The sequence below is a fragment of the Kineosporia succinea genome, assembly GCF_030811555.1.
GTDB lineage: Bacteria > Actinomycetota > Actinomycetes > Actinomycetales > Kineosporiaceae > Kineosporia > Kineosporia succinea.
On the sequence record NZ_JAUSQZ010000001.1, the window covers coordinates 2,189,213 to 2,212,858 of the forward strand.

Below are 23,646 nucleotides of genomic sequence, written 5' to 3' on the forward strand. Positions count from 1 at the left end.
ACCGTAAACCCGCTCTCAGACGGGCTGCTCCCCCACTCCCCCGGCTGGCGCAGGCAGCACCACCGGGGCGGTGATCTTCGGCAACCGGTCTTTCAGGCGCAGTGCGGGCCGCTCCACCAGGAACCAGGAGAAGACGGTCAGCGCCACGCTCAGGGTGATCTCGAGGACGTGCTGCACCAGGTGCGAGTAGCCCCGGCTCTGCACGGTCATGAAGACCGGGAAGTGGTACAGGTACAGGCCGTACGAGACGGTGCCCACCACCACGAACGGCTTCAGCGACAGCAGCCGAACCATCGGGCCCTGCGCGCAGGTGGCCAGGTGGTGCACGACCATCGCGCTGAACAGCGCAGCCAGCGGCAGGCGCCAGTGATAGGTGCCGGAGGCCTCGATGTACGAGGTGGCGAACAGCCCGGCCAGGCCCAGGGCTCCCACCCAGGCCACCGCCTCGGAGATCCGCGGGCTGCGCACCAGGCTCTCGCGCTTCTCGAGCAGCACGGCCAGCAGGGCGCCGAGCAGCAGACCGTCGCAGTGCGAGGTGGTGGCGTAGTAGACCCACAGCGGGCTCTCACCCGAACCGGCGCTCACCCACCGGGTCACCACGACCACCGCGATCACAACGGCCAGGCCCACCGCCGGGGACCGCCGGCGCCGGGCCAGCACCCAGATCAGCACCAGCGGCCAGATCAGGTAGAACTGCTCCTCGATCGACAGCGACCAGGTGTGCGTCCAGATCCCGGTGCCCACGTTCACGAAGACGTTGGCCCAGTTCGCCACGTAGAAGACCACACTCAGCAGCGACACCACCGGATTGATGCGCATGTCACCGTGCATGATCGTGAGCACCACGGGCAGCGTGACCGCCAGCATGAACAGCAGCGGCGGCAGCAGCCGCAGGGCCCGGCGCACGTAGAACTGCCGCAGGTCGACGCGGCCGGTGCGCTCGTGCTCCCGCAACAGCAGCGCGGTGATGAGGAAACCGCTGACCACGAAGAAGACGTCCACGCCGAGAAAACCGCCGTGGGCCGCCGGTGAGGTGTGGAAAGCCATCACGGCCAGGACGGCGAAAGCCCGGAGGCCGTCGAGCGCGGGGCGACGCGTCATCGGTTTGTCCTCGAGATCACTCGATGTGCGGGAACCATTCGGAACCCCGAAGATCTGTGTACCTCCCGGTGATCGGAATCAGAAGCAAATTCGAGGTTGTTTCGGCCGAGCTCACATATTCGGCTCAGCGTCTCCTCAGGAAGTTTCGGTCCGTGGCCGACTTCGTCACCGTTCGTGCATCTTCAGGCCCGGGGGCAGCTCGCCGTGGTGGATGACGGTGAGCCGCTGCGTGGGCCGGGTCAGGGCGACGTACAGGTCACTGGCCCCGCGCGGGGATGCCGCGATGATGCCGACCGGGTCGACCACGGTGACCGCGTCGTACTCCAGGCCCTTCACGTCGTCGACGCTGAGCACCGACACCCGCTCCGCGAGGGACGGGTAGGTCAGGAGCTCTTTGCGGATGCGCTCGGAGACCTCACCGACGGCTCCGGCCCGCGACAGGATCACCGCGAACTGCCCACCGCCGAGGGCCTTGTCGTCGTTCGTGACGGCCTCGAGCACGGCCTGGATCACGTTCTCGGGCTTGTTCGGCACCTGGGTGACAGCCGGTTCGAAGTCGCCCTCCCGGGCCGACTCGGGCAGCCGCACGCTGATGCCCTGGGCCGTCAGCATCGCCGCGGCCGGGCGCATGATCTTGGCCGGGGTGCGGTAGTTGACGGTCAGCTCGGCCACCCGCCAGCGGTCTTTCGCGATCGTGTCGAGCGCCCCGGCCCAGGTGGTGGCCCCGGCCGCGGAGCTGGTCTGGGCCAGGTCACCGACCACCGTCATCGAGCGCGACGGCACCCGCCGGCCCAGCGTGCGCCACATCATCGGCGAGACCTCCTGGGCCTCGTCGACCACGATGTGCCCGTAGGTCCAGGTGCGGTCGTCGCGGGCGCGCTCGGCCACGGTCAGGCTGCCGTTCGGCCCCTCGAACCGGTCGGCCAGCATGTCGGCCGTCATCATGGCCGACGCCTCGCCGGACATCTGCAGCACACCCTGGGCGTAGCGAACGGCCTCGGCGCGCTCGGCCGCGACCCGCGCCTTCTCCCGGGCGGCGGCCGCGCTGGCCGTCACGTCGGCGCCGATCAGCTCGGCCACCTCGTCGAGCAGCGGCACGTCGGCCTGGGTCCACGGGCTGCCGGCCTCACGCAGCAGCAGCCGCGACTCGGCCCGGGACAGCTTGTGCTCGGTGGCCGCGCGCAGCCGGGCCGGGGTGGAGAACAGCTTGTCGAGGAAGGCCTCGGCCGACAGCGGCATCCAGCGCAGGTTGATCTCGCGGCGCACGTCGACGCTGTCGCGCAGCTCGGCGGCCAGGTCGAGACGGTTCTCGGCGTCGTTCTCCAGGCGCCGCGACCGGGCCAGCTGCCCGGCCAGGTCGTCGAGGAGGTGCTTGACGAAGGTCGTGCGGGCCTCGTTGTGCGGCCGGCCGGTCTGCCGGGCCCGCGAGCGCGCCTCGGCCACCGCAGCTGGGCGCAGCACGATCTGCTCGCCGTCGATGCTGATCGGCACCGGCTTGGGCAGCAGCAGCTGACGCTGGCGCACCGCCTCCCGGATCACCCGGGCCATCCGGACGTCGCCCTTGAGCACGGCCACCTCGCCCGGCTCGGTGGCTCGGGCCTCGACGCCGGGGAAGATCTGGCCCGGCGTGGACAGCACCACACCGGTCTCACCGAGCGACGGCAGCACCCGCTCGATGTAGCGCAGGAAGACCGGCGAGGGCCCGACCACCAGCACGCCGCTCTTCGCGATGCGCTCGCGGTGGGTGTAGAGCAGGTAGGCGGCGCGGTGCAGGGCCACCGCGGTCTTGCCGGTGCCCGGCCCGCCCTGCACGACCAGCACACCGGTGAGCGGGGCGCGCACGATCTGGTCCTGCTCGGACTGCAGCGTGGCCACGATGTCGCGCATCTTGCCGGTGCGGTGCTCGGTCAGGGCCGTCATCAGGGCGCCGTCACCGGTGACGGTGGTGAGGTCGTCGGCGTCGAGACCGGAGGCGTCGAGCAGCTCGTCGTCGATGCCGGTGACCGTGCGGCCCCGGGTGGCCAGGTGACGCCGTCGCGCCACGCCACCCGGGGAAGCGGCCGTGGCCTGGTAGAACGCGGCCGCGGCGGGAGCCCGCCAGTCGACCAGCATCTGCTGCTGGCCCTCGTCGGACAGGCCGATGCGGCCCACGTAACGCCGCTCGCCGCCGGACATGTCGAGCCGCCCGAACACCAGCCGGTCTTCGACCGCGCCGAGCTGGGCCACCCGTTCGGTGTGCAGCGCGTCGAAGGCGTCTCTCTCGGCCCGGCCGGCCGGGGTGTTCGACGATGACGTGCGGCGCAGGTCGTCGAGGGTCTTCTCGGCCCGGGAGCGGATGTCGTCGAGGCGCCCGTAGAGCACGTCCACGTAGTCCTGCTCCAGTGACACCTCACGATCGGTGGCGTTCTGCGTTCCACCGGCGGCCTCGCCCACGCCGTCGCCTCCCATGCTGGTCATTCCACCCTGCTCGTCACTGCTCGCCACGCGGGTGCCGGATCTGCCCGGCGGCGTGACGATTCCGTCGTCTGATGACTGCTGATGACTTCTGTTGCTGGTCGTGCCGCTGCGGGCCGTGTTCCGGGTCGATCCCCGCCACGGCGAGGAACGTCGGCACATCACCGCAAGCCACCGGAATGCGCGCGCACCCCCACGTCACGAGCTCCGGCAACCACCTCCGCCACCCCGGCCGGGCAACAAAGGACTTACCAGTATGTCGTCTCAGGCGACCTCGCGCTGGCCCTCCGCCACCCGGTTCACCGTGATCCAGTCGTCGATCTCGCGCCACCACTCGAACAGCCAGGCGATGCGCTCGTCGCGCCCCTCCGGCACGCTGCCCGCCGGGACCTGCCACCACCGCATCCTGACATCGAGATTCGTGGGCAGGGCACCCCACACGTCGGCCACCGTGAGCAGGTGGTCGGTGCCGGTGTGGGCCACCCAGACCACGTCGGCCTCGGGCGCGTTCTCCAGCACCGAGAGCACCCCGCCCGGGCGCGGCGGGAGCACGTGCCGCATCGCCTCGGCCTTCGCCGCCTCGGCCATCAGCCCGCGCCGCCGCAGCCGGGCGATCGCCCGGGCGCGCCGCCGGGCGGTGAAGTTGCCGCCCTCCGGGAAGAGGACGAGCGCGTCGTTGTGGTCGAGCCGCCGGGCCAGTTCGCCGATCTGGGTCTCGGCGTCGGGCCGGCCCGCCTCGTCGACCGTGGCCCGGCCCGGGGCTCCGGACCGGATGAAGCGCGTGGGCAGGCGGTTCAGCACGATGTCGATCGCCGGATCCCACTGAAGGGTGTCTTTGAGAACGATGCGGGGTTCACGGTCGTACCAGTCCATCAGGGCGTGCACGAGCAGGAACGAGTCACCCGGACCGGCGTGGCGGCTGAACACGATCAGTGGCCGGTCGCGGTAGGCCTCCGGCACCGGCCCCTCGACGCGAACCCGCACGTGCAGCACGTGGTTGACCATCCAGAAGATCCACCGAAGCATCGTCTGGACGCAGACGTAGTGCCGCCGCTCGTGCTTCGGCTCGCGCACCCGGCGGCCGAACCCGGCCGCCACCCACAGCCCGGCCAGCGCGAACAGCGCCACTCCCTCGGCCGCCAGGTAGCCGATCACCAGCACCGTGACCCGCACCGGACGGCTGCCCTGCCCGGGGATCACCAGCCCGGCGACCGCGGCCAGCAGCAGGGTGACCGGTGAGGTGACGACCGCGAACAGGCTCACGGCGAGCATCAGCGGGATCAGGAACACCCGCCGGACCCAGTACGGAGGAAGCACGTCAGGCCTGCCCCTCGCCCGGTAGCGACCGCAGGTAGGCGCACGAGGCCTCGTACGCCTCCTCGATGCGCATGCGGACCCGCTGGGTGTTGCGGTAGCGCAGGTTGGCACTCGGGCTCACCACCGCACCGGCCGGCATCACACGCACCGTGACCCCTTCGGGCACGGCGGCCATGTCGGCGGCGAACCGGTGCCGCCGGGCGATCTCGAACGCCACGGTCGCGACCTCCCAGGGCCGGGTCGGAACTCTCAGCGGCTGCTCGATGCGGCCCACGTGGAGCACGAAGATCTCGGTGGCGCCGAGCTCGACGGCCCGGCCCACCGGAAGGCTGTTGACCAGGCCCCCGTCGAGATAGTGCTCGCCGTTGATCTGGACCGGGCCGAACATGCCCGGCACCGCGCAGGACGCCGCCACCGCGGAGGCCACCGGCCCCCGGGTGAACCAGGTCTCGGCGGCGCGCTCGATGCTGGCCGCGCAGCACTGGAAGGGCACGGCCAGGTCTTCGATGTCGACCGGGCCGAGCCGGCGCTCGATCAGTGCCCGCAGCGGCTCGATGGAGTGCAGGTGGGTGCCGGTGCTGGCGGCCACCCGCAGCCGCTGGAGCGGGCCGGAGAACAGTTCCCGCCCGCCCAGCGACTCCCAGGTGGTGACCAGTTCGCCGACGCAGTCGAGGGTCGGCTCGGCGGCCAGCACGGCGCCGTTGATCGCGCCGACGCTGGTGCCGAGGACGAGGTCGGGCCGGTGCCCGGCCTCCATCACGGCGCGGAGCATGCCCACCTCGCTGGCCCCCAGCATGCCCCCGCCGCCGAACACGAATGCGGTCCTGCCCATACCTGCCTGCTACTTCCCTCGGCCTGCCAGGACCCCGGAACCGTACGCCATTTGCCTCATTCCAGCGTGTTCAGGTCGGCCACCGGACGATGGTCGAGCTCGCTGACCCCGGCGATCACCCCGAAGGCCGGATGGTGGTGCAGGACCACCAGATCGTGTTCGAGAGCGGTCGCGGCCACGAGCAGGTCGCGCGGACGCACGCCGCCCCCTTCTGCCCGCCCCAGCCGGGACTGCAGCCCCAGCGCCCGCTCACCCACCGCCGGGCCGAACGGCACCGAGCGGTAGACCTGCTGCCGGTCGGCCCGCATCGACCGGTAGGCCGCAGGGGTGCCGGCCGTGGCCAGCGCCTCCAAGTCGAGCACCGGACAGGTGTAGAGCACCCCGGCCCGCAGCATCGGCCGCAGCCGGGCCGCCACCTCCTTGCGGTGCGCCAGCCCGATCGCACTGCTGTCGAGCAGCCAGCCCACGTTCATCGGATTCCCCCGTTCTGCCCGGCCAGCCCCGCGAACTGACCGGACTCGTACCGCTGGATCTCGGCGGCGACCGCGCGCCGCCGGTTGCGATCGCGGACGAGCTCGGCGAGGGCCTGATCGACCACCGCCGCCTCTTCCGCCCCGAGGAGCCGAGCGGCCTGCCGCAGCAGAGCCAGGTCGACACCCTCAACCGTGATTGCCGTTGCCAGCCGGGCCCCCTCGGGGACTGACGGCTGACCCCCCTCCCTCTCTCTGCTCATGTCACCACTATGCCGGGCACCACCGACAATTTGGACACTGACGTCTGGACCATCGCCGCCCGAGAACCGTCCAGCCACCCCGCTTTCTGCCACTGATCGAAGCCATCGACCGAATCGCGCACCCAGCAACGGTTCCGGACGTCAGACCGGCGAGACCTCCCGCGCCCCGGTGCGTTCCGCCCCGATCCCGGCCACCACCACGCACGCCACCCCGAGCACCGCGAACACCCCCGGCACCTGCCCCAGCACCAGCAGCCCGATCACCGTGGCCACGGCCGGCTCCAGGCTCATCAGCGTGCCGAAGGCCGCCGTGGTCAGCCGCCGCAGCGCCAGCAGCTCCAGCGTGAACGGCAGCACCGGCACGAGCAACGCCAGGAACAGGCCGTGCACGAGCAGACCCGCGTCGAGGTGGTGAGCCCCACCCCCGGTCAGCCCGGTCAGCCCGGGCAGCGCGACCGCCGTGGCCACCAGCCCGGCCACGGGCATCGAGACCGCCAGCCCACCCAGCCCGGCCACCTCGTCCCCGATTCTCTGGGTGAGAAGGATGTAACCCGCCCAGCACACCGCCGCGCAGAGGGCGAGCGCGACCCCGCCCGGATGCACCTGCCCGGTCCACGGCTCGGTCAGCAGCAGCACCCCGGCCAGTGCGGGCACCGGCAGCAGACGGGCCCGGCCCCGGCCGCGGAACACCGCCACCCCGAGCGGCCCGAGGAACTCCAGCGAACTGGCCGTTCCCAGCGGCAGGTACTGCAGCGAGGCCATGAACAGCATCGTCATCCCCGCGGTCACGACCCCGAGCAGCACGGCCCCGAGCAGTGCCGGGCGGGTCATCCCGGACGGCCGCACCAGCACCGCGAAGAGCAGACCGGCCCAGACCAGGCGCAGCCAGGCGGTGGTCACCGCGCCGACGTCGTCGAGCAGGGGGACAGCGACGGCCAGGCCGAGCTGCACGCTGACGATGGCGCCGACCGCCATCAGGGTTCCGGAACGAGTGCTCACGCCTCATGTGAACTCACCGGTACCGTCCACGTCCACGTGAGGATCCCGAACGAACCGTCCGTGAATCCTGGACAATGGGCGTCATGGAGACCCGGCGCCTCGAACTGCTGCTCGAGCTCTCCCGGCTCGGCTCGATGCGTGAGGTCGCCGGCGCTCTCGGCACCACCACGTCCACCGTCTCGCAGCAGATCGCCGTCCTGGCCCGCGAGGTCGGCACCCCGTTGCTCGAGCCGCACGGGCGCCGGGTGCGGCTCACCCCGGCCGGGAAACGCCTGGCCACCCACGCCGTCACCGTCCTGGCCGCGGTCGAGGCCGCCCGCGCCGACCTCGACCCGTCCGCCGAACCCACGGGCACCCTGCGGGCCGGCGCTTTCGCCACCGCGATCCGGCGCGCCCTGCTGCCGATCCTGGCCCGGCCCGCCGATTCCCACCCGGGCGTGCGCCTGCTGGTGCACGAGCTCGAGCCGGCCGAGGCGCTGGCCGCGCTCGGCGCCGACGACATCGACCTGGCCCTGGTCTACGACTACGACCTGGCTCCCCGCGCGAAAGACCCCTCACTGCACTGGGTTCCGTTGTGGACCACGCCGTGGGCGATCGGCGCGCCCGCGCACCGGGCCGACGCCCGGCGAGGGCGTTCCGCGCAGACCCTGGCCGCCCTGGCCGGCGAGTCGTGGATCGTGAACTCCCGCAACACCGCCGACGAGGACGTGGTGCGAACCCTGGCCGCGACGGCGGGCTTCGAGCCCCGCGTCGACCACCGGGCCGACAGCCTCGACCTGGTCGAGGACCTGATTCTCGCCGGACCGGGCGTGGGCCTGCTGCCCGCGGGCCGGCCGGTGCGCCCGGGTATCGTGCTGCTGCCTCTGCACGATCCCGGCGTGCGTCTGCGCGCCCACGCCGTCACCCGGGCCGGCCGGGCCGAATGGCCACCCCTGGCCGCGATTCTCGATCTCCTGCTTTCCGGGCAAAAGCCACAATGACGACACCCGGCTGTTGCCAATGTTTCTGAAGTGACGGTCTCTCGCCAGTAACCGACAGATCGTGCAGACTGCCGGACCTGACCGGTTGACGCCGGGTAGCCTGATCCGTCATGGAGGGGGCGGGAATGACGAAAAACGGGTGGCACGAGACGAGGTTGATCCCTACCACGGGCATCACCTCACAGGTGGAACAGGAGCGCCGGGCGACCGCCGCGCTGCTGGCCACCATGACCGCGGTGGCCCGGTTCGGCCGCGCGCTGACCGAACCGCTGGGGGCACCGGAAGGGCCGATCGAGACCTTCACCGAGGTCCCGTTCGCCCGGGGCGACCATGAATGCCTGCCGCACGGGGTGATCCGCGTGGGCGAGGAGTGGACGGCACTGGTCGAGGTGAGCACGGGTCCCCGTCCGCTGCGCCGTTCCCGGCTGGAGGCCTATCTCGACCTGGCCACCGAGCACGACATCGACGCCCTGCTGACGATCAGCAACGAGATCCCGCCGGTGGTCGGGCAGCACCCCACCCCGGTCGCGAAGGAGAAGCTCGGCACGGTGCCGATGCTGCACTTCCCGTGGAGCAAGATCGTGGCCGAGGCCGTGGTCGAGCGGGAGGACACCGAAGACCGTTCCGCCGTATGGCTTCTCGGCGAGCTCATCCACTACCTCGAGCACCCGCGGTCGGGGGCGCTGCTCTTCGAGGCCACCGACGACGCGCCGACGACGCACCTGCCCCGGCTCGTCCGCACGCCCGAGCCGGTGGCCGAGGTCCCGGCCCCGCGCCGGCCGGCCCGCCGCGAGATCCGCATCGCCCTGCGCGAAGACCCGGAGCCCGCGCCGCCCGACCAGCCCGGCTGGTACCGCGACGACCGGGTGGAGAGCCGCCTGCGCTGGTGGGACGGCGACACCTGGACCAATCACCTCTATGACCTGCCCCCGGCCCCCGAGGGAGCCGGCCAACCCGTCGAGAACTGAGCCCGGTTCCGCCCCGTACGCTGCCCGTATGAGGGGCGGGACAGAACACGACGAGGCGGACTTCGCGCGAGCGGCGCCGACCGCACGCCAGCAGAAGTGGGACGTGGCCACCGGCGCGCTGGTGACGGTCGGCATGCTGCTCAGCGTCTTCCTCTACCGCAGCGTGGCCACGGTCGACAACGACGCGCTGCTGCGCATGCCGATCACCGAGTCCGTGCTCTGGTCGCTGGCCGTCGCCCTGCCCCTGTGCCTGCGCCGCCGCTACCCGATCGTGGTGCTGCTGACGGTCTCGGCCATGTTCATCGGCATGCAGTCGCGGGTCGTCATCGAGGGCACGATGAGCTCGATCTCGCTGTTCTGCGCGCTGTACACGGCCGGGGCCTGGGGCCGCGACCGGCGTATCACCAACGCCGCCCGGGTGATCGTGGTGGTGGTGATGTTCTGCTGGCTGGCCTACGCGATCAGCGCCACCGCCTGGGCCGAGGTGGGCGACGACCTGCAGGGTGACGGGCCGATCCCCGCGCACCTGGCCAACATCCTCTACCTGACCCTCTTCAACGTCCTCTTCTTCGCCGCCGCCTGGTATTTCGGCGATGCCTCGTGGCGGCAGGCCCGGCAGCAGGAGCAGCTTCGCGAACGCACCCTGGAGCTGGCGCGCGAGCGCGACGAGAGCGCGCGCCGGGCGGTGCTGGCCGAAAGAGTGCGCATCGCCAGGGAACTGCACGACGTGGTGGCCCACAACGTGAGCCTGATGGGTGTGCAGGCGGGAGCCGCGCGCCGGGTGCTCGACCGCGATCCGGAGCTCACCCGGCAGACGCTGGGCGTGATCGAGGAGGCCGGACGTTCGGCGGTCGAGGAGATGCGGCGCCTGCTGGTGGTGCTGCGGGACAGCGACGACCGCAGTCCCGACCAGCCCTCCCCCGGTGTCGACGCCCTTCCCCAGCTCCTGGAGCAGGCCTCGACCCCGGGCACGGCAACGCATTTCACGGTCGTGGGTGAGCCCGTGCCGCTGACCGTGGCGTTGTCGGTCTCGGTCTACCGCATCGCCCAGGAGGCACTGACGAACTCGCTCAAGCACGCCGGGGCGAGCCGGATCGACGCCCGGCTGCGGTATCTCGACGAGGCGGTGGAGCTCGAGATGGTGGACGACGGGCGCGGCAACGGGCACACGGGCAGCCGGGGTTCGGGTCTGGGTCAGGTGGGTATGCGGGAACGGGTGGATCTGCACGGCGGCACGCTGGACCTCGGCCGTCGTCCGGAAGGCGGGTACCGGGTGCGAGCCCGGCTGCCCCTGGTGAGAACGGTGACGCAGTGACGAACGAAGGCCCGGCGACGAACGGTGACGCCGCAGCAGACGAGAGCTCGGCGCCGATCCGGGTCATGCTGGCCGACGACCAGCAGCTGATGCGGGCAGGATTCCGGATGATCCTGTCCACCGAGCCGGGTCTGGAGGTGGTGGCGGAGGCCTCGAACGGCGCCGAGGCGATCACCCGGGCCCGGCGGCACACGCCCGACGTGATCCTGATGGACGTGCAGATGCCCGGCACCGACGGCATCACCGCCACCCGGGAGATCACGGCGGGTTCGGGGTCGAAGGTCGTCATCCTCACCACCTTCGACCGTGACGACTACCTGTTCGAGGCGCTGCAGGCGGGGGCGGCCGGGTTCCTCCTGAAGAACTCCTCGCCGGAAGACCTGATCAGCGCCGTGCGCATCGTGGCCCGGGGCGACGCGATGCTCGCCCCCGAACTGACCCGGCGGGTGCTCGACCGGTTCACCACGCGCACCGGCACCGTCCGGCGTCCCGAACAACTCGACCAGCTCACCGAACGGGAGTGGGACATCCTGCGGCTGCTGGCGGCCGGGTCGAGCAACGCCGAGATCGCCGCGAAGCTGTTCGTGGGCGAGGCGACGGTGAAGACGCACGTCTCCCGGGTGCTGGCCAAGCTCGGGCTGCGCGACCGGGTGCAGGCGGTCGTCTACGCGTACGAGAGCGGAGTGGTCACGCCCGGGGATCATTCCTGAGGGGGACGCGCCGGTCCGTCTCGCGCCGGACGACGCAAAGGGTGCTCAAGCCATAGCTTCGGTGGTGTAAGCAGACGACCACGCAGGGAGCGGATCATGCTTGAGCTGGACGGCATCAGTCGTTCGTTCGACGGCCGCCGGGTTCTGGACGGCATCTCGTTCAACGTCGAGCCGGGCCGGCTCACCGGTTTCGTCGGCTCGAACGGCGCCGGCAAGACCACCACGATGCGGATCATCCTGGGCATCCTGGCCCCGGACGGCGGCCGGGTGAGCTGGAAGGGGCAGCTCATCGACCGAGAGGCCCGCCGCCAGTTCGGCTACATGCCGGAGGAGCGCGGCCTCTACCCCAAGATGAACCTGATCGACCAGCTGATCTTCCTGGCCCGGCTGCACGGCGTCGACGCGGCTGCGGCTCGCCGCAAGGCCGCCGGCCTGCTCGAGGAGCTCGGCCTGGGCGAGCGCATGACCGACAAGCTGGAGACCCTCTCGCTCGGCAACCAGCAGCGGGTGCAGGTCGCCGCCGCGCTGATCCACGACCCGGTGCTGCTGGTGCTCGACGAGCCGTTCAGCGGCCTCGACCCGATCACCGTCGACACCATGACGTCCATCCTGCGCACCAGCGCGGCGAGCGGCGTGCCGGTGCTGTTCTCCAGCCACCAGCTCGACCTGGTCGAGCGGATCTGTGACGACCTGGTCATCATCTCCGGCGGTGGCGTGGTGGCCCGTGGCACGGTCGCGGAGCTGCGGCACGAGCGCGCGGGTGCGCGTTTCCGTCTGGTTCTGGGTGAGGACGCGGGGTGGCTGCGGGACGTCGACGGCATCCAGGTGCTCGACGTCGACGGCCCGAAGGCGCTGGTGGAGCTGCCCGACGTGTCGCACGACCAGCAGCTGCTGTCCGTGGCGATGGGCCGCGGGCCGGTGCACGAGTTCAGCCGGGTGATCCCGGCCCTGGCCGACATCTACCGGGAGGTGTCCAAGTGAAGACGTCCGAGACGATCCGGCTGATCGCGGGCCGGGAGATGTCGACGAAGCTGCGCGACAAGGCGTTCGTCATCTCCAGCATCGTGATGCTGGTGCTGGTGGCACTGGGCATCCTGATCCCGGCTCTGCTGTCCGGCGACGACCACGACGAGTACCGCCTGGCCGTGAGTGGCCAGACCGCGGTCTCCGTCGGCGAGGTGGCCCGCACGACCGGTGCCGCCGCGGTGAAGAGCGACGAGGCGAACGACAACGACGACGACGTGACCGGATTCGCCGACACCGGCGTCCCGGCCGCCGAGATCACCCTCGTACCGGGCGATTCCGCCGAGGCGGCCACCGAGCTGGTGCGCACCGAGGACGTGGACGCCGCCCTGGTCGAGAAGACCGACGGCACCCTGGAGATCGTCGGTGCCGAGGACGTGGACGGCGACCTCAGCACGCTGATCTCGCTGGCCGCCACGGCCGAGCAGACCCGGGCACTGCTCGCGCAGGCCGGGGTGGACGAGGCCACCATCACGCAACTGCAGACCATGCAGCCGCCGTCGGAGCGCCTGCTGGAGAGCGGGATCCCGAACGAGAGCGTGGCGCTGGTGCTCGGTTTCGCGTTCGCCTTCCTGTTCTACTTCACCGCGATCACCTTCGGCATGACGATCGCCCAGAGCGTGGTGGAGGAGAAGCAGAGCCGGGTGATCGAGATCCTGGTCGCGGCCACGCCGGTGCGGCTGCTGCTGGCCGGCAAGATCCTGGGCAACGCGACGCTGGCCCTGGGGCAGGTGGCCCTGCTGCTGGCGATCGGCCTGGCCGCGGCCAGCGCGACCGGCCAGAGCGCGGCGGTGAGCCTGCTGCTCCACTCCGGCGGCTGGTTCCTGCTCTTCTTCGCCTTCGGGTTCATCATGCTGAGCTGCCTCTGGGCCGCCGCCGGGGCCCTGTCCGCCCGGCAGGAAGACCTGCAGTCCACCACGGTGCCGATGCAGATCCTGCTGTTCGCCCCGTTCCTGTGCGCCTTCTACGTGAACCAGCCCGGCCTGGGCCTGAAAATCCTTTCCTACGTGCCCTTCACGTCACCGCTCAGCATGCCCCGCCGGCTGCTCATCGAAGACGCGGCGTGGTGGGAGGCGCTGATCTCGCTGGGGATCATCGCGGCCACCGGGGTGCTGCTGATCGCGTTCGCCGCCCGCCTCTACGAGGGCTCGCTGCTGCGCACCAGCACGAAGACCTCGATCGCGACGGCCTGGAAGAGGGAGAAGCAGCCCGCCCTGGAGGGCTGATCCGTTCGCGAACCCCGTCACTGAATGCTTTCAGCACTCGGTGGCGGGGTTCACTGCTGTCACCGGTCCTGCAAGTTCCTGCAGCATCCACGAAAGGCCTTGCACAAGGGTTTGCGCACGTCAGGGGCATGTGAAGAGCGTCACCGATTCCTATGTCCGGACAGGTTCACAACACCTGTCCGGACAGGTAACGTGAAGAAAAACCCGCGGACAACGACGTTCCGATTACCGCCCGTAGCATCTCTCCCGTGCTGCCGGGGCGGACCGGACGCTGTCTGAAATCACCCCCACGAGGAAAGGGCAGCCCCGTGACGACGCTCGAGAACGATGCACCGACCCTGATCGACGCTCCCACCACCCACCCGCGCATGCTGGCCTGGGTGGCCGAGACGGCGGCCCTGACCACCCCCGACCGCGTGGTGTGGATCGACGGTTCCGCGCAGCAGCACCAGTCGCTGATCGACGACCTCGTCGCCGCAGGTACTTTCGTCAAACTGGCGAAAAAGAAGGACTCGTACTGGTGCGCGTCCGACCCGACCGACGTGGCCCGGGTGGAGGACCGCACCTTCATCTGCTCGGTCGACGAGGCCGACTGCGGCCCGACCAACAACTGGATGGACCCGGGCGAGATGCGGGCCGTCATGAAGGATCTGTACCGCGGTTGCATGAAGGGCCGCACGATGTACGTGATCCCCTTCGTGATGGGGCATCTCGAGGCCGAGAAGCCGATGTTCGGCGTGGAGATCACCGACTCGCCCTACGTCGTGGTCTCGATGAACGTGATGGCCAAGACGGGCACCAGAGTGCTCGAGAAGATGGGCGAGACAGCCGACTACGTGCCGGCCATGCACTCGATCGGCGCCCCGCTCAAGCCCGGTCAGGTCGACGTGGCCTGGCCCTGCAACGACACCAAGTACATCGTGCAGTTCCCGGAGAGCCGCGAGATCCAGTCGTTCGGATCCGGTTACGGCGGAAACGCCCTGCTCGGCAAGAAGTGCTACTCGCTGCGCATCGCCTCGGTGATGGCGCGCGACGAGGGCTGGCTGGCCGAGCACATGCTGATCCTCAAGCTCACGTCGCCGGAAGGAACGGTGAAGTACATCGCGGCGGCGTTCCCGAGCGCCTGCGGCAAGACCAACCTGGCCATGCTCGAACCGACGATCCCGGGCTGGAAGGTCGAGACCCTGGGCGACGACATCGCCTGGATGCGCTTCGGCGACGACGGCCGGCTGTGGGCCACCAACCCCGAGAACGGCCTGTTCGGCGTTGCTCCCGGTACCGGCTGGGACACCAACCCCAACGCCATGCGGGCGATCGACGCGGGCGGCTCGGTGTTCACCAACGTGGCGCTGACCGACGACGGTGACATCTGGTGGGAGGGCATGACGCCTTCACCGCCGGCTCATCTGACCGACTGGCACGGCAACGACTGGACGCCGGAGTCGGGAACGCTCTCGTCGCACCCGAACTCGCGGTTCTGCACGCCGATCCGCAACTGCCCGATCCTGGCCGACGAGTACGACGACCCGCGGGGAGTGCCGATCTCGGCCATCCTGTTCGGGGGCCGCCGCAAGACCACGATCCCGCTCGTCACCGAGTCCCGCGACTGGACGCACGGCACCTTCATGGGCGCCACGCTCAGCTCCGAGACCACCGCCGCGGCCACGGGTGCCGTGGGTGTGGTGCGCCGCGACCCGATGGCCATGCTCCCGTTCATCGGCTACCACGCCGGTGACTACTTCCAGCACTGGATCGACGTGGCCAAGGGCGCCGACGCCGACAAGCTGCCGAAGATCTTCTACGTCAACTGGTTCCGCCGCGACGACGAGGGCGGCTTCCTCTGGCCCGGCTACGGCGAGAACGGCCGGGTGCTCAAGTGGGTCGTCGACCGGCTCGAGGGCCGGGTCGCTGCCGTGGAGACGCCGATCGGGCACGTACCGGCGCCGGGTTCGCTCGACGTGAGCGGGCTTTCGCTGACCGACGACCAACTGGCCCAGGCCGTGCGGGTCGACGTCGACGAGTGGAAGGCCGAGATCCCGCTCATCCAGGAGTGGTTCGACAAGATCGGTGACAAGACGCCGATCACGCTGCTCACCGAGCTGGACGGCCTCAAGGCGCGACTGGGCCTGTAGTGCGGGGGGGCGGACCCGACGGGTCCGCCCCTCGAAAGATCATTCGTAGAGCACGTACTCGGGACGCGGTTTCAGTTTCAGCACCTGCGCGGGCGTCATCAGATCGCCGTGCTCCCGGTCTTCCTCGAAGAACAGCTTGAACCCGGTGTGCACGGAGTCCGGAAGCGGCTTCACCAGCGTGCGCCAGGTCTTCTCCTTGTCCGAGCGGGCCCCGATGCCGTCGACGCTGAGGATCACCTGAACGCCGGTGCGCTCCCGCATCTCGTCGACGTCGCTGATGATGCGCGGCGCGAGTTGGTGCACCACGAGTGCCTTCTCGGGCAGTCCACGCTCGGTCGTGAATCTCGAGAGCCAGAGTGAGACCTCGTTGAGCTCGGCGGCCGTGGTGTGACCGTAGACCCGGCCCGGCGTCTGTTTCGGGCCGACCGCCCATTCCGGGTCGAGGGCCAGACCCACGTCCGGCTCCTCGAGCCACCGGCTCATCGCCTTGACCTCGGTGAGGAAGTCGGCCCGGCCGGGCTGGATGTTGAGCAGCAGCAACGCCTTGTTCCGGCGCGCCACCTTCAGGTAGCGCTCGATCTGGGCGTCGCCGGTGCGGGCCCGGTGCATCTTGTCCTGGCCCGGAGAAGCCTGCACCACGGTCGCGATGAGCTCCATCACCGGCAGCGGCTCGCGTCCGTCACCGTCGTACTTCTTGCCCAGTCTCTCGATCTCGTCGACTCGGGCCTGCAGGTCACCGATGCCGAGCCGGCCGAACGACTTCGCGGCGCCGCCCGAGTAGCCCACCAGGCGATAGCGCGGGAACAGCTCGGTGCCGCCACGCGGCAGCTCCTTGACAGCCGGGGCATCAGCGCTGCCCGAAGGTGCGGGTGTGGTCGTCGATCCGTCGGGGGCGGTGGTGGCCGCCGGGTCACCGGCACTGCTTGAGGACGTTTCGGCACCTCCCGGCGCCTGCGGGCTCTCCGGAACGGTGGCCGTGAGCGACGGGTCGGCCGAGCCCGACGGGGCGACGGAGGGGCTGACCGAGGAAGAGGCGGAGGCGGTGGGGAACGATGCCGCCGCGGCCGGGGAATCGGCCTCGGCGGAGCCCGAGCCACATCCGGCGACCACCAGCGAGGCCAGCGACACCAGTCCTGCCCCGACGGCAACGTTCCTGCGCAACAGGGGCCGAACGGGACGCATAGAAGCACCTCCGGTGCTGTGGGTCTGATGTGACTTCCGTGCCTTGAGGCCTATCCGACCACGATCGGGACGAAGCCCGCATCCCGCCATCCGTAAGACCGGGTCAAGGGTGGGGCAGGCCGGGCCGAGGCGGGGTCCGAGGGCGGGACCGGAGCCAGCGAACCGAGGTAGGGAACCGGGGCGCGGGCAGGCCGGGGCGGACAGGCCGGAGGCGGGTAGGCCGGAGGCAGGGAACCGAGGCGCAGACAGGCCGGGATGGCAGACCGGGATGGGCAGGCCGAGGCGGGCAGGCCGGAGGCGGGTAGGCCGGAGGCAGGGAACCGAGGCGCAGACAGGCCGGGATGGCAGACCGGGATGGGCAGGCCGAGGCGGGCAGACCGGAGGTAGGCAGACCGGAGGTAGGCAGACCGGAGGTAGGGAACCGAGGCACGAACGGGCCGAGGCGGGGCAGGCCGAGGCGGGGCAGGCCAGGTGGACTGAGCCGAGGTGGCCGGAGCAGCGGCGCGGTAGGCGGATCGCGCCGGCCCAGGTTGAGCCCGCGGGCCGCAAAAGCGAGAGGGTCTGCAGTCAGCTGACTGCAGACCCTCTCAGGCGCGGAGGCGGCGAGATTTGAACTCGCGATGGGGAATAACCCCCAAACCCGCTTAGCAGGCGGGCGCCATAGACCGGACTAGGCGACGCCTCCCCGTGATTCAGAAGGCTACCGGTCGAGTAGCCCTCGCGGCAAAGCAGATGTCCCGGCGAGCCGCGGACGGATCGATCCGAAGGGGCCACACAGGCAGAGAACAGGTGCAGAACCGGCCGTACAGGTAGCCAACACAGCCAGGACCCCTATTGTTAGCCCCAGGGCAGATGCGTGCATATCGAGTCATCACGGTACGAATCAGCCCCTGTCTCCTCGGTAACAATTTGCTCTTGTGACCCGGGACACGGCAGTGATGCTGTAACGAATTACCTATCTGCAGCGAGGCAGTGGGTTGGAACCGGTAGTGCATCCTGTACCGGTCACACGTTCATCAGGCACCACCGATACGGCAGGAGACGTGGGTGACGCAGGTCGAGCCCTTCTCGCGGCGCCCTCGTCGATCCGATGCCGACACGCGTTACGGGGAGCAGTCGCGCAACGACGCTCCGCCGCGCTCTGACCAAGCGTCACGAGCCGATCGCGGGTCCAGGGCCAGGTTCGACGACCAGAACGGTTACGACAACCGGTACGACGAGACCCGTCGTCCGCCGTCGCGCTACGACGAGACCCGCCGCGCCCCCGACCAGAACCGCCCTCCGGCGGGCCGTTACGACGAGGCCCGCTACGGCGAAGGCCGTTACGACAGGGCCCGGCCGGACGAGCGCAGCGACCCGCACGGTCGCCGCGACCCGCGCGAGACCACTGAGCCGCGCTCCGAACGCACCTCGAGCCGTTCCGCCGCCCGTTCCCAGGGCCGCCCCGAGGCCCGATCCGGCGCCGGCCCGGCCGGCTTCGAGGGTCCAGGCGGATTCGACGGCGGTCTCGACGGCCCGGGCGGCTCCGGCCCCGAGGGTCCCCGCCGCCAGTCCTCGCCGCTGCCGCCCCCCGGTGACGACAACGACCGCCGCGGCAGCCACGCCACCACCTACGGCCAGGGCTTCTCCTGGGTCATGGCCTGGACCATCCTCGGCGCGCTGATCCCTGGTCTGGGTCTGATCGCCGCCGGCTGGCGCCGTCTCGGCGCCGGCATCCTGGCCGGTATCGCGCTGACCGGAGCCGGCGTGGCCGTCTGGGCGCTCACCGGCAACGTGATGAAGAAGGGTGTCTCCTTCGCCTTCGACCCGCAGAAGCTGCTGATCCTGGCGATCGTCGCGGTGCTGGTCGGGATGCTCTGGGCCCTCGTCATCCTGCTCACCAACAGCCAGCTGCGCCGTTACGCCACCCTCGACACCAGCCAGAAGGTGTTCAGCGGCATCGTCGTGGCCGCCCTGATCGTGGGCGTGGGCGTGCCCACCTACACCGTCGGCGACTACGCCCTGGTGCAGCGCGACCTGGTGAAGTCGCTGTTCGGCGACGGCAGCGACTCCGAGGACGGCGACAAGAAGCCCGACAGCGAGGCCGCCGACCCGTGGGCCGGCACCGAGCGCATCAACGTGCTGCTCATCGGTTCCGACGCGGGCGCCACCCGTGAGGGCATCCGCCCCGACACGATGATCCTGGCCAGCATCCAGCCCAGCACCGGCAACACCGTGCTCTTCAGCATCCCCCGCAGCCTGCAGCGAGTGCCCTTCAAGGAGGGCACCCCGGGCGCGGAGGCCTGGCCCAACGGCTACTACTGCCCCGAGGCCGGCCCCGGCAACGAGTGCATGATCAACGCGATCTGGCGCTGGGCCGAGGGTGACGGGGCGTCGTACTACCCCAAGAGCAAGTACAAGAACCCCGGTCTGAAGGCCACCGAAGACGCCGTCACCGGCGCCACCGGCCTCGAGATCGACACCTACGCGATGCTCAACCTCAAGGGTTTCGCCGACTTCATCGACGCCATCGGCGGCCTGACGCTGAACGTCACCGAGCGCCTCCCGATCGGCGGCAACTCCTCGAACCCCGTCGCCAAGGAGTGGATCGAGGTCGGGCAGAACCAGAACATGAACGGGTACTACTCACTCTGGTACGCCCGGTCCCGCTGGAGCACCAACGACTACGACCGCATGCGCCGTCAGCGCTGTGTGATCGCGGCGGTGACCGAGCAGGCCGACCCCGTGACCATCGCCTCGAACTGGACCAAGATCGCCAAGGCCCTGAAGAACAACATGGCCACGGGCATCCCGCAGTCCGACATCCAGGCCTGGGTCGAGCTCGCCACCCGGGTCAAGGGCGGCAAGGTCACCAGCCTCTCCTTCACCAACGAGGCCGTCGGTGGCACCACCGTCGACCCCGACTTCGACCTGATGCACACCAAGGTGCAGACGGCGATCAAGAAGTCGGAGAAGGCCAAGAAGAAGAAGTCGACGGCCACCGCCGCGGCCAGCCCGAGCGCCTCGGCCGACGCGGGCACCGGCACGACGACCGACAAGACCACCGACAAGACGAAGACCGAGACCGCCGAGGAGAAGGCCGCCAAGGCCGACGACCCGGAGAACGCCCAGGACGTCACCGAGATCTGCTGATTCGTCAGCTTCTCGAAAGACGTCCGGGCGGTCTCGGCACCGCACTCGGGCAGCACCAGGCGACATCCACCGGTCGGCCGATCCCGTCATCGGCCGGCCGGTGCGTCATTGGTCCCCCACTCGCACACAAGTAGCCCGCTTGTCCGTTTCCGTCCCGTGAATGGGCTCGAGACACGCTGGCGTGCAGGCATACTCACCGCTCAGTGCGCGAAGCGCGGCCGTCCGTGCCACCCGCGCCGAGGGGTGGAATGTCCGACCTGCGCCAGCCGACGGCCCGGCACGATTCCGGCAGTCCGGCGCGATCGCACACCGACGCCCCGGGAGCCCCCGTCGTCTCCACCGGACGGCGCGGCAGCCACGCGACGCGTCGCGGTCAGGGCTTCTCCTGGGTGATCGGCTGGACTCTCCTCGGATCACTCCTGCCCGGGGCCGGGCTGCTCGCGGCCGGACGCCGTCGCGCGGGTGGCTTCCTGCTCGGCCTGGTCGGTGCGGGTGTGCTCGCGGTCGGCCGGCTGGCCCTCGACGGCAGCCTGGCCGAACGGCTGCAGGCCCTGGTGATCCAGCCGGAGCGCCTGGTCACCGTGACGGTCGCGATCGGTGCGGTGGCCGTGCTGTGGGTGCTCTCGATCGTGGTCACCCACGCCCAGCTGCGCCGCTACGCCGAGCTCGGCACCGGGCAGCGGCTGTTCTCCACCCTGGTCGTGCTCGCCCTCGTGGTCGCCGTGGCGATGCCCGCCTACCAGGCCGGGCGGTACGCGCTGATCGGCCGTGACCTGGTGGACACCGTGTTCCAGGAGAACGTGGACGCGGAGACCAGCACGGCCCTCGCCAGCAGCGAGAAGGCCGACCCGTGGGCCGGGGTGTCGCGGGTGAACGTCCTGCTGATCGGCTCGGACGCGGGTGAGGACCGGATCGGCATCCGGCCGGACACGATGATCGTCGCCAGCGTGGACACCACCACCGGCAACACCGTGCTGTTCAGCCTGCCGCGCAACCTCGAGAACGTGCCCTTCCCCTCCGGCACCCCCGGCCGCAACAAGTGGCCCGACGGGTTCAACTGCGGTGACGAGTGCCTGCTCAACGCCATCTGGACCTGGGCCGAGCAGGAGGGCTCGGGCTACGACAAGTTCCGGAACCCGGGCCTGGCCGCCACCGAGGACGCGATCGAGGGTGCGATCGGCCTGAAGATCGACACCTACGCCATGCTCAACCTCAAGGGCTTCGCCGAGTTCGTCAACGCGATCGGCGGTCTCACGGTCAACGTGCGCGAGCGCCTGCCGATCGGCGGCGACAGCAACCCGCTCTCGCCGATCTACCACGTGGCCACCGGCGGCTGGATCGAGATCGGCGAGAACCAGCACCTCGACGGCTATCACGCGCTCTGGTTCGCCCGTTCCCGCTGGGCCAGCGACGACTACCACCGCATGCAGCGCCAGCGGTGCGTGATCGCCGCGTTCGTCGACCAGGTCGACCCGGTGACGGTGGCCCTGCAGTTCCCGGCCCTGGCCAAGGCGGCCAAGCGCAACATCACCACCGGCATCCCGATCGGCGACCTGGACGCCTGGGTGGAGCTGAGCAAGCGCGTGCAGGGTGGCAAGGTGACGAGCCTGCCCTTCACCCGGGAGGTCGTCGACGTCGCCCGCCCCGACTTCGACAAGGTGCACGAGCTGGTCGAGCGGGCCCTGGCCGCTTCCGAGCGCACCACCCCGGCCGGTGAGGCGACCGCCTCCCCGCGCCCCGACGCGTCCTCAAGCCCGAACGGCCCGAAGAGCACCCCGAAGGCCGGCTCGACACCGAAGACGGAGCCGAGCGCCAAGCCGGCCAACCCGAACAAGGCCCAGGACGTGAACGCGGTCTGCTGACTCCCCAGGAGGCCCCGGAACGCCTACGAGGCCTTCGGTGACTCCACCGGCAGTGCACCCTCGGCGTACTGAGCGCGCAGCACCTTCTTGTCGAACTTGCCCACACTGGTCTTGGGCACCTCGGTGACGAAGGCCCAGCGTTCGGGCACCTGCCAGCGCGCCACCTTCGTCAGCAGGAACTCCCGCAACTCCTCGACCCCGGGGACGTCGTCGGGAACCCCGACCACCACAGCCAGCGGACGTTCGCCCCACTTGTCGTCGGGCACCCCGACCACGCTGGCCTCGTGCACCTTCGGGTGCCCCATCAGGGCGTTCTCCAGGTCGATCGAGCTGATCCACTCACCGCCGGACTTGATCACGTCTTTCGCCCGGTCGCTGATCGTCAGGTAGCCGTCGGGGGTGAGGCTGCCGATGTCGCCGGTGCGCAGCCAGCCGTCGTCGAACTTCTCCAGCGACGCGGCGTCGTCGTCGCGGTAGTACGAGGCGGTGATCCAGGGGCCGCGGACCTCGACCTCGCCCACCGAGGTGCCGTCCCAGGGCTGCTCGGAACCGTCGGCACCGACCAGCCGGGCCTCCACGTGGAGCGCCAGGCGGCCCTGGGTGTGGCGGTAACGCCAGTGCTCCTCCTCGTCGAGCCCCACCGGCGGAATGGCGACCGTGCCCAGCGGCGAGGTCTCGGTCATGCCCCAGCCGTGCAGCAGGGTGACGCCGTGGCGCTCGTGAAAAGCGTGCATCAGGGCGGGAGGACAGGCCGAGCCGCCCACGATCACGTCTTTCATGCTGCTGACGTCGGCCTCGGGATGGGCGTCGAGGTACTCCAGCACGCCGGTCATGATCGTGGGCACCGCACCGCCGCAGGTGACCTTCTCCGAGGAGATCATCTTCACCAGCGGCTCGGGCTGCAGGAAGCGGTCGGGCATGATCACGCTGGCGCCCGACATCATCGAGGCGTAGGCCAGACCCCACGAATTGGCGTGGAAGAGAGGCACGATCGCCAGTGCCCGGGCCGACTGACTGAGGCTCAGCGCCCCGGCCCCGGCACAGAAGGTGGCGTGCAGCAGGTTGGAACGGTGCGAGTAGACAACACCTTTCGGGTTGCCCGTGGTGCCGGAGGTGTAACACATGAGGGCGCCGTCGTTCTCGTCGAGCACCGGCCAGTCGAAGGTGTCGCTCTGGGCGTCGAGAAGCTCGCGGTAGTCGTGCACCTCGCGTTCGCCGTCGCCGGCCAGGGCCTGCCGGACCTCGGGCGGGACCGGCCCGTTGACCACCACGTGCTTCACCAGCGGGGTGTGGGCCAGCAGCGCCGAGAACGGCTGGGCCAGCGAGTTGTCGACGAAGATCACCCGGTCCTCGGCGTGGTTCACCACGTAGACCATCTGCTGCGGGAACAGCCGGATGTTGATGGTGTGCAGCACCGCGCCGCTGGCCGGCACCCCAAGATACAGCTCCAGGTGTTCCGCGTTGTTCCACATGAACGTGCCGACGCGCTGGTCGCCCTCCACCCCGAGGACGCGGAGCGCGTTGGCCAGCCGGCGGCAGTCGTTCGCGATGTCGGCGAACGAGGTGCGACGGGGGCCGTCGGCACCCCACGTCACCACCTCGGACCCCGGATAGACCCTTCCCGCGTACTCGATGATGCGGGAAGTCAGGAGTGGAACGTTCTGCATGGTGCTGCGCATG

The 23,646-nt window shown here is 70.2% G+C and carries 18 protein-coding genes and 1 tRNA gene; 9 read left to right on the forward strand and 10 right to left on the reverse strand.

The features are described from left to right. Positions 1-15: 15 nt before the first annotated feature. From J2S57_RS09650 to J2S57_RS09680, 7 genes are all read right to left on the reverse strand, one after another. Positions 16-1,101, reverse strand: a complete 1,086-nt coding sequence (locus tag J2S57_RS09650; RefSeq protein WP_307240711.1) for an acyltransferase family protein — start codon at positions 1,099-1,101, stop codon at positions 16-18. A gap of 165 nt (positions 1,102-1,266) precedes the next feature. After that, complete coding sequence (locus J2S57_RS09655; RefSeq protein WP_307240713.1) at positions 1,267-3,558, reverse strand: HelD family protein; 2,292 nt, start codon at positions 3,556-3,558, stop codon at positions 1,267-1,269. Positions 3,559-3,819: 261 nt separating this feature from the next. After that, positions 3,820-4,827 (reverse strand): 1-acyl-sn-glycerol-3-phosphate acyltransferase, encoded by a 1,008-nt coding sequence (locus J2S57_RS09660; RefSeq protein WP_370882609.1) that lies wholly within the window; start codon positions 4,825-4,827, stop codon positions 3,820-3,822. Between the two features lie 46 nt (positions 4,828-4,873). Next, a complete protein-coding gene (locus J2S57_RS09665; RefSeq protein WP_307240718.1) occupies positions 4,874-5,704 on the reverse strand; it encodes a patatin-like phospholipase family protein in 831 nt (276 codons plus the stop codon). 56 nt (positions 5,705-5,760) lie between these two features. After that, positions 5,761-6,177, reverse strand: a complete 417-nt coding sequence (locus J2S57_RS09670) for a PIN domain-containing protein (protein WP_307240720.1) — start codon at positions 6,175-6,177, stop codon at positions 5,761-5,763. After that, complete coding sequence (locus tag J2S57_RS09675) at positions 6,174-6,437, reverse strand: hypothetical protein (RefSeq protein ID WP_307240722.1); 264 nt, start codon at positions 6,435-6,437, stop codon at positions 6,174-6,176. Before J2S57_RS09675 ends, J2S57_RS09670 begins: the two co-directional genes overlap by 4 nt. A 141-nt stretch (positions 6,438-6,578) precedes the next feature. Continuing rightward, positions 6,579-7,412 carry an EamA family transporter gene (locus J2S57_RS09680; RefSeq protein ID WP_370882610.1) on the reverse strand — a complete coding sequence of 278 codons (834 nt, stop codon included), beginning with the start codon at positions 7,410-7,412 and terminating at the stop codon, positions 6,579-6,581. A gap of 107 nt (positions 7,413-7,519) precedes the next feature. Here J2S57_RS09680 and J2S57_RS09685 point away from each other — a divergent pair, with 107 nt between their 5' ends. From J2S57_RS09685 to J2S57_RS09715, 7 genes are all read left to right on the forward strand, one after another. After that, entirely contained in the window at positions 7,520-8,416 is an 897-nt protein-coding gene (locus tag J2S57_RS09685) for a LysR substrate-binding domain-containing protein (protein WP_307240726.1), read from the forward strand. A 155-nt stretch (positions 8,417-8,571) separates the two neighbouring features. After that, positions 8,572-9,384 carry a DUF2510 domain-containing protein gene (locus tag J2S57_RS09690; RefSeq protein ID WP_307240728.1) on the forward strand — a complete coding sequence of 271 codons (813 nt, stop codon included), beginning with the start codon at positions 8,572-8,574 and terminating at the stop codon, positions 9,382-9,384. A gap of 28 nt (positions 9,385-9,412) precedes the next feature. Beyond that, positions 9,413-10,699: a sensor histidine kinase gene (locus J2S57_RS09695; RefSeq protein WP_307240730.1), complete on the forward strand. Its 1,287-nt coding sequence runs from the start codon at positions 9,413-9,415 to the stop codon at positions 10,697-10,699. Between the two features lie 65 nt (positions 10,700-10,764). After that, complete coding sequence (locus J2S57_RS09700; protein ID WP_370882611.1) at positions 10,765-11,409, forward strand: response regulator; 645 nt, start codon at positions 10,765-10,767, stop codon at positions 11,407-11,409. Positions 11,410-11,505: 96 nt separating this feature from the next. Continuing rightward, positions 11,506-12,390 (forward strand): ABC transporter ATP-binding protein, encoded by an 885-nt coding sequence (locus tag J2S57_RS09705; RefSeq protein ID WP_307240734.1) that lies wholly within the window; start codon positions 11,506-11,508, stop codon positions 12,388-12,390. After that, positions 12,387-13,658, forward strand: coding sequence for an ABC transporter permease (locus J2S57_RS09710; RefSeq protein ID WP_307240736.1), 1,272 nt, complete (start codon positions 12,387-12,389; stop codon positions 13,656-13,658). The genes J2S57_RS09705 and J2S57_RS09710 overlap by 4 nt, the downstream gene beginning before the upstream one ends. 308 nt (positions 13,659-13,966) lie before the next feature. Continuing rightward, the gene (locus tag J2S57_RS09715) at positions 13,967-15,790 is read left to right on the forward strand and encodes a phosphoenolpyruvate carboxykinase (GTP) (protein ID WP_307240738.1); all 1,824 of its coding nucleotides are present in this window, start codon (positions 13,967-13,969) and stop codon (positions 15,788-15,790) included. Positions 15,791-15,829: 39 nt separating this feature from the next. Here J2S57_RS09715 and J2S57_RS09720 read toward each other — a convergent pair whose 3' ends face one another. Both J2S57_RS09720 and J2S57_RS09725 read right to left on the reverse strand, forming a co-directional pair. After that, positions 15,830-16,972, reverse strand: a complete 1,143-nt coding sequence (locus J2S57_RS09720; RefSeq protein ID WP_307240740.1) for a hypothetical protein — start codon at positions 16,970-16,972, stop codon at positions 15,830-15,832. A 594-nt stretch (positions 16,973-17,566) separates the two neighbouring features. Further along, positions 17,567-17,657, reverse strand: a tRNA-Ser gene (locus tag J2S57_RS09725). Positions 17,658-18,019: 362 nt separating this feature from the next. Between J2S57_RS09725 and J2S57_RS09730 the strand changes: the two genes are divergently transcribed. Both J2S57_RS09730 and J2S57_RS09735 read left to right on the forward strand, forming a co-directional pair. Beyond that, complete coding sequence (locus J2S57_RS09730; protein ID WP_307240743.1) at positions 18,020-20,104, forward strand: LCP family glycopolymer transferase; 2,085 nt, start codon at positions 18,020-18,022, stop codon at positions 20,102-20,104. Between the two features lie 248 nt (positions 20,105-20,352). Then, positions 20,353-21,966, forward strand: coding sequence for an LCP family protein (locus J2S57_RS09735; protein WP_307240745.1), 1,614 nt, complete (start codon positions 20,353-20,355; stop codon positions 21,964-21,966). Between the two features lie 23 nt (positions 21,967-21,989). Here the strand turns inward: J2S57_RS09735 and J2S57_RS09740 are convergent, their stop codons facing one another. Continuing rightward, positions 21,990-23,645, reverse strand: a complete 1,656-nt coding sequence (locus J2S57_RS09740; protein WP_307240747.1) for a long-chain fatty acid--CoA ligase — start codon at positions 23,643-23,645, stop codon at positions 21,990-21,992. Position 23,646: the final 1 nt, after the last annotated feature.

What these genes read in the sequence shown, in the direction of transcription:
- J2S57_RS09650 (WP_307240711.1), bottom strand. Translation starts at nt 1,101, where the DNA reads ATGACGCGTCGCCCCGCGCTCGACGGCCTCCGGGCTTTCGCCGTCCTG.
- J2S57_RS09655 (WP_307240713.1), bottom strand. Translation starts at nt 3,558, where the DNA reads ATGACCAGCATGGGAGGCGACGGCGTGGGCGAGGCCGCCGGTGGAACG.
- J2S57_RS09660 (WP_370882609.1), bottom strand. Translation starts at nt 4,827, where the DNA reads ATGCTCGCCGTGAGCCTGTTCGCGGTCGTCACCTCACCGGTCACCCTG.
- J2S57_RS09665 (WP_307240718.1), bottom strand. Translation starts at nt 5,704, where the DNA reads ATGGGCAGGACCGCATTCGTGTTCGGCGGCGGGGGCATGCTGGGGGCC.
- J2S57_RS09670 (WP_307240720.1), bottom strand. Translation starts at nt 6,177, where the DNA reads ATGAACGTGGGCTGGCTGCTCGACAGCAGTGCGATCGGGCTGGCGCAC.
- J2S57_RS09675 (WP_307240722.1), bottom strand. Translation starts at nt 6,437, where the DNA reads ATGAGCAGAGAGAGGGAGGGGGGTCAGCCGTCAGTCCCCGAGGGGGCC.
- J2S57_RS09680 (WP_370882610.1), bottom strand. Translation starts at nt 7,412, where the DNA reads ATGGCGGTCGGCGCCATCGTCAGCGTGCAGCTCGGCCTGGCCGTCGCT.
- J2S57_RS09685 (WP_307240726.1), top strand. Translation starts at nt 7,520, where the DNA reads ATGGAGACCCGGCGCCTCGAACTGCTGCTCGAGCTCTCCCGGCTCGGC.
- J2S57_RS09695 (WP_307240730.1), top strand. Translation starts at nt 9,413, where the DNA reads ATGAGGGGCGGGACAGAACACGACGAGGCGGACTTCGCGCGAGCGGCG.
- J2S57_RS09700 (WP_370882611.1), top strand. Translation starts at nt 10,765, where the DNA reads ATGCTGGCCGACGACCAGCAGCTGATGCGGGCAGGATTCCGGATGATC.
- J2S57_RS09705 (WP_307240734.1), top strand. Translation starts at nt 11,506, where the DNA reads ATGCTTGAGCTGGACGGCATCAGTCGTTCGTTCGACGGCCGCCGGGTT.
- J2S57_RS09720 (WP_307240740.1), bottom strand. Translation starts at nt 16,972, where the DNA reads ATGCGTCCCGTTCGGCCCCTGTTGCGCAGGAACGTTGCCGTCGGGGCA.
- J2S57_RS09735 (WP_307240745.1), top strand. Translation starts at nt 20,353, where the DNA reads ATGTCCGACCTGCGCCAGCCGACGGCCCGGCACGATTCCGGCAGTCCG.
- J2S57_RS09740 (WP_307240747.1), bottom strand. Translation starts at nt 23,645, where the DNA reads ATGCGCAGCACCATGCAGAACGTTCCACTCCTGACTTCCCGCATCATC.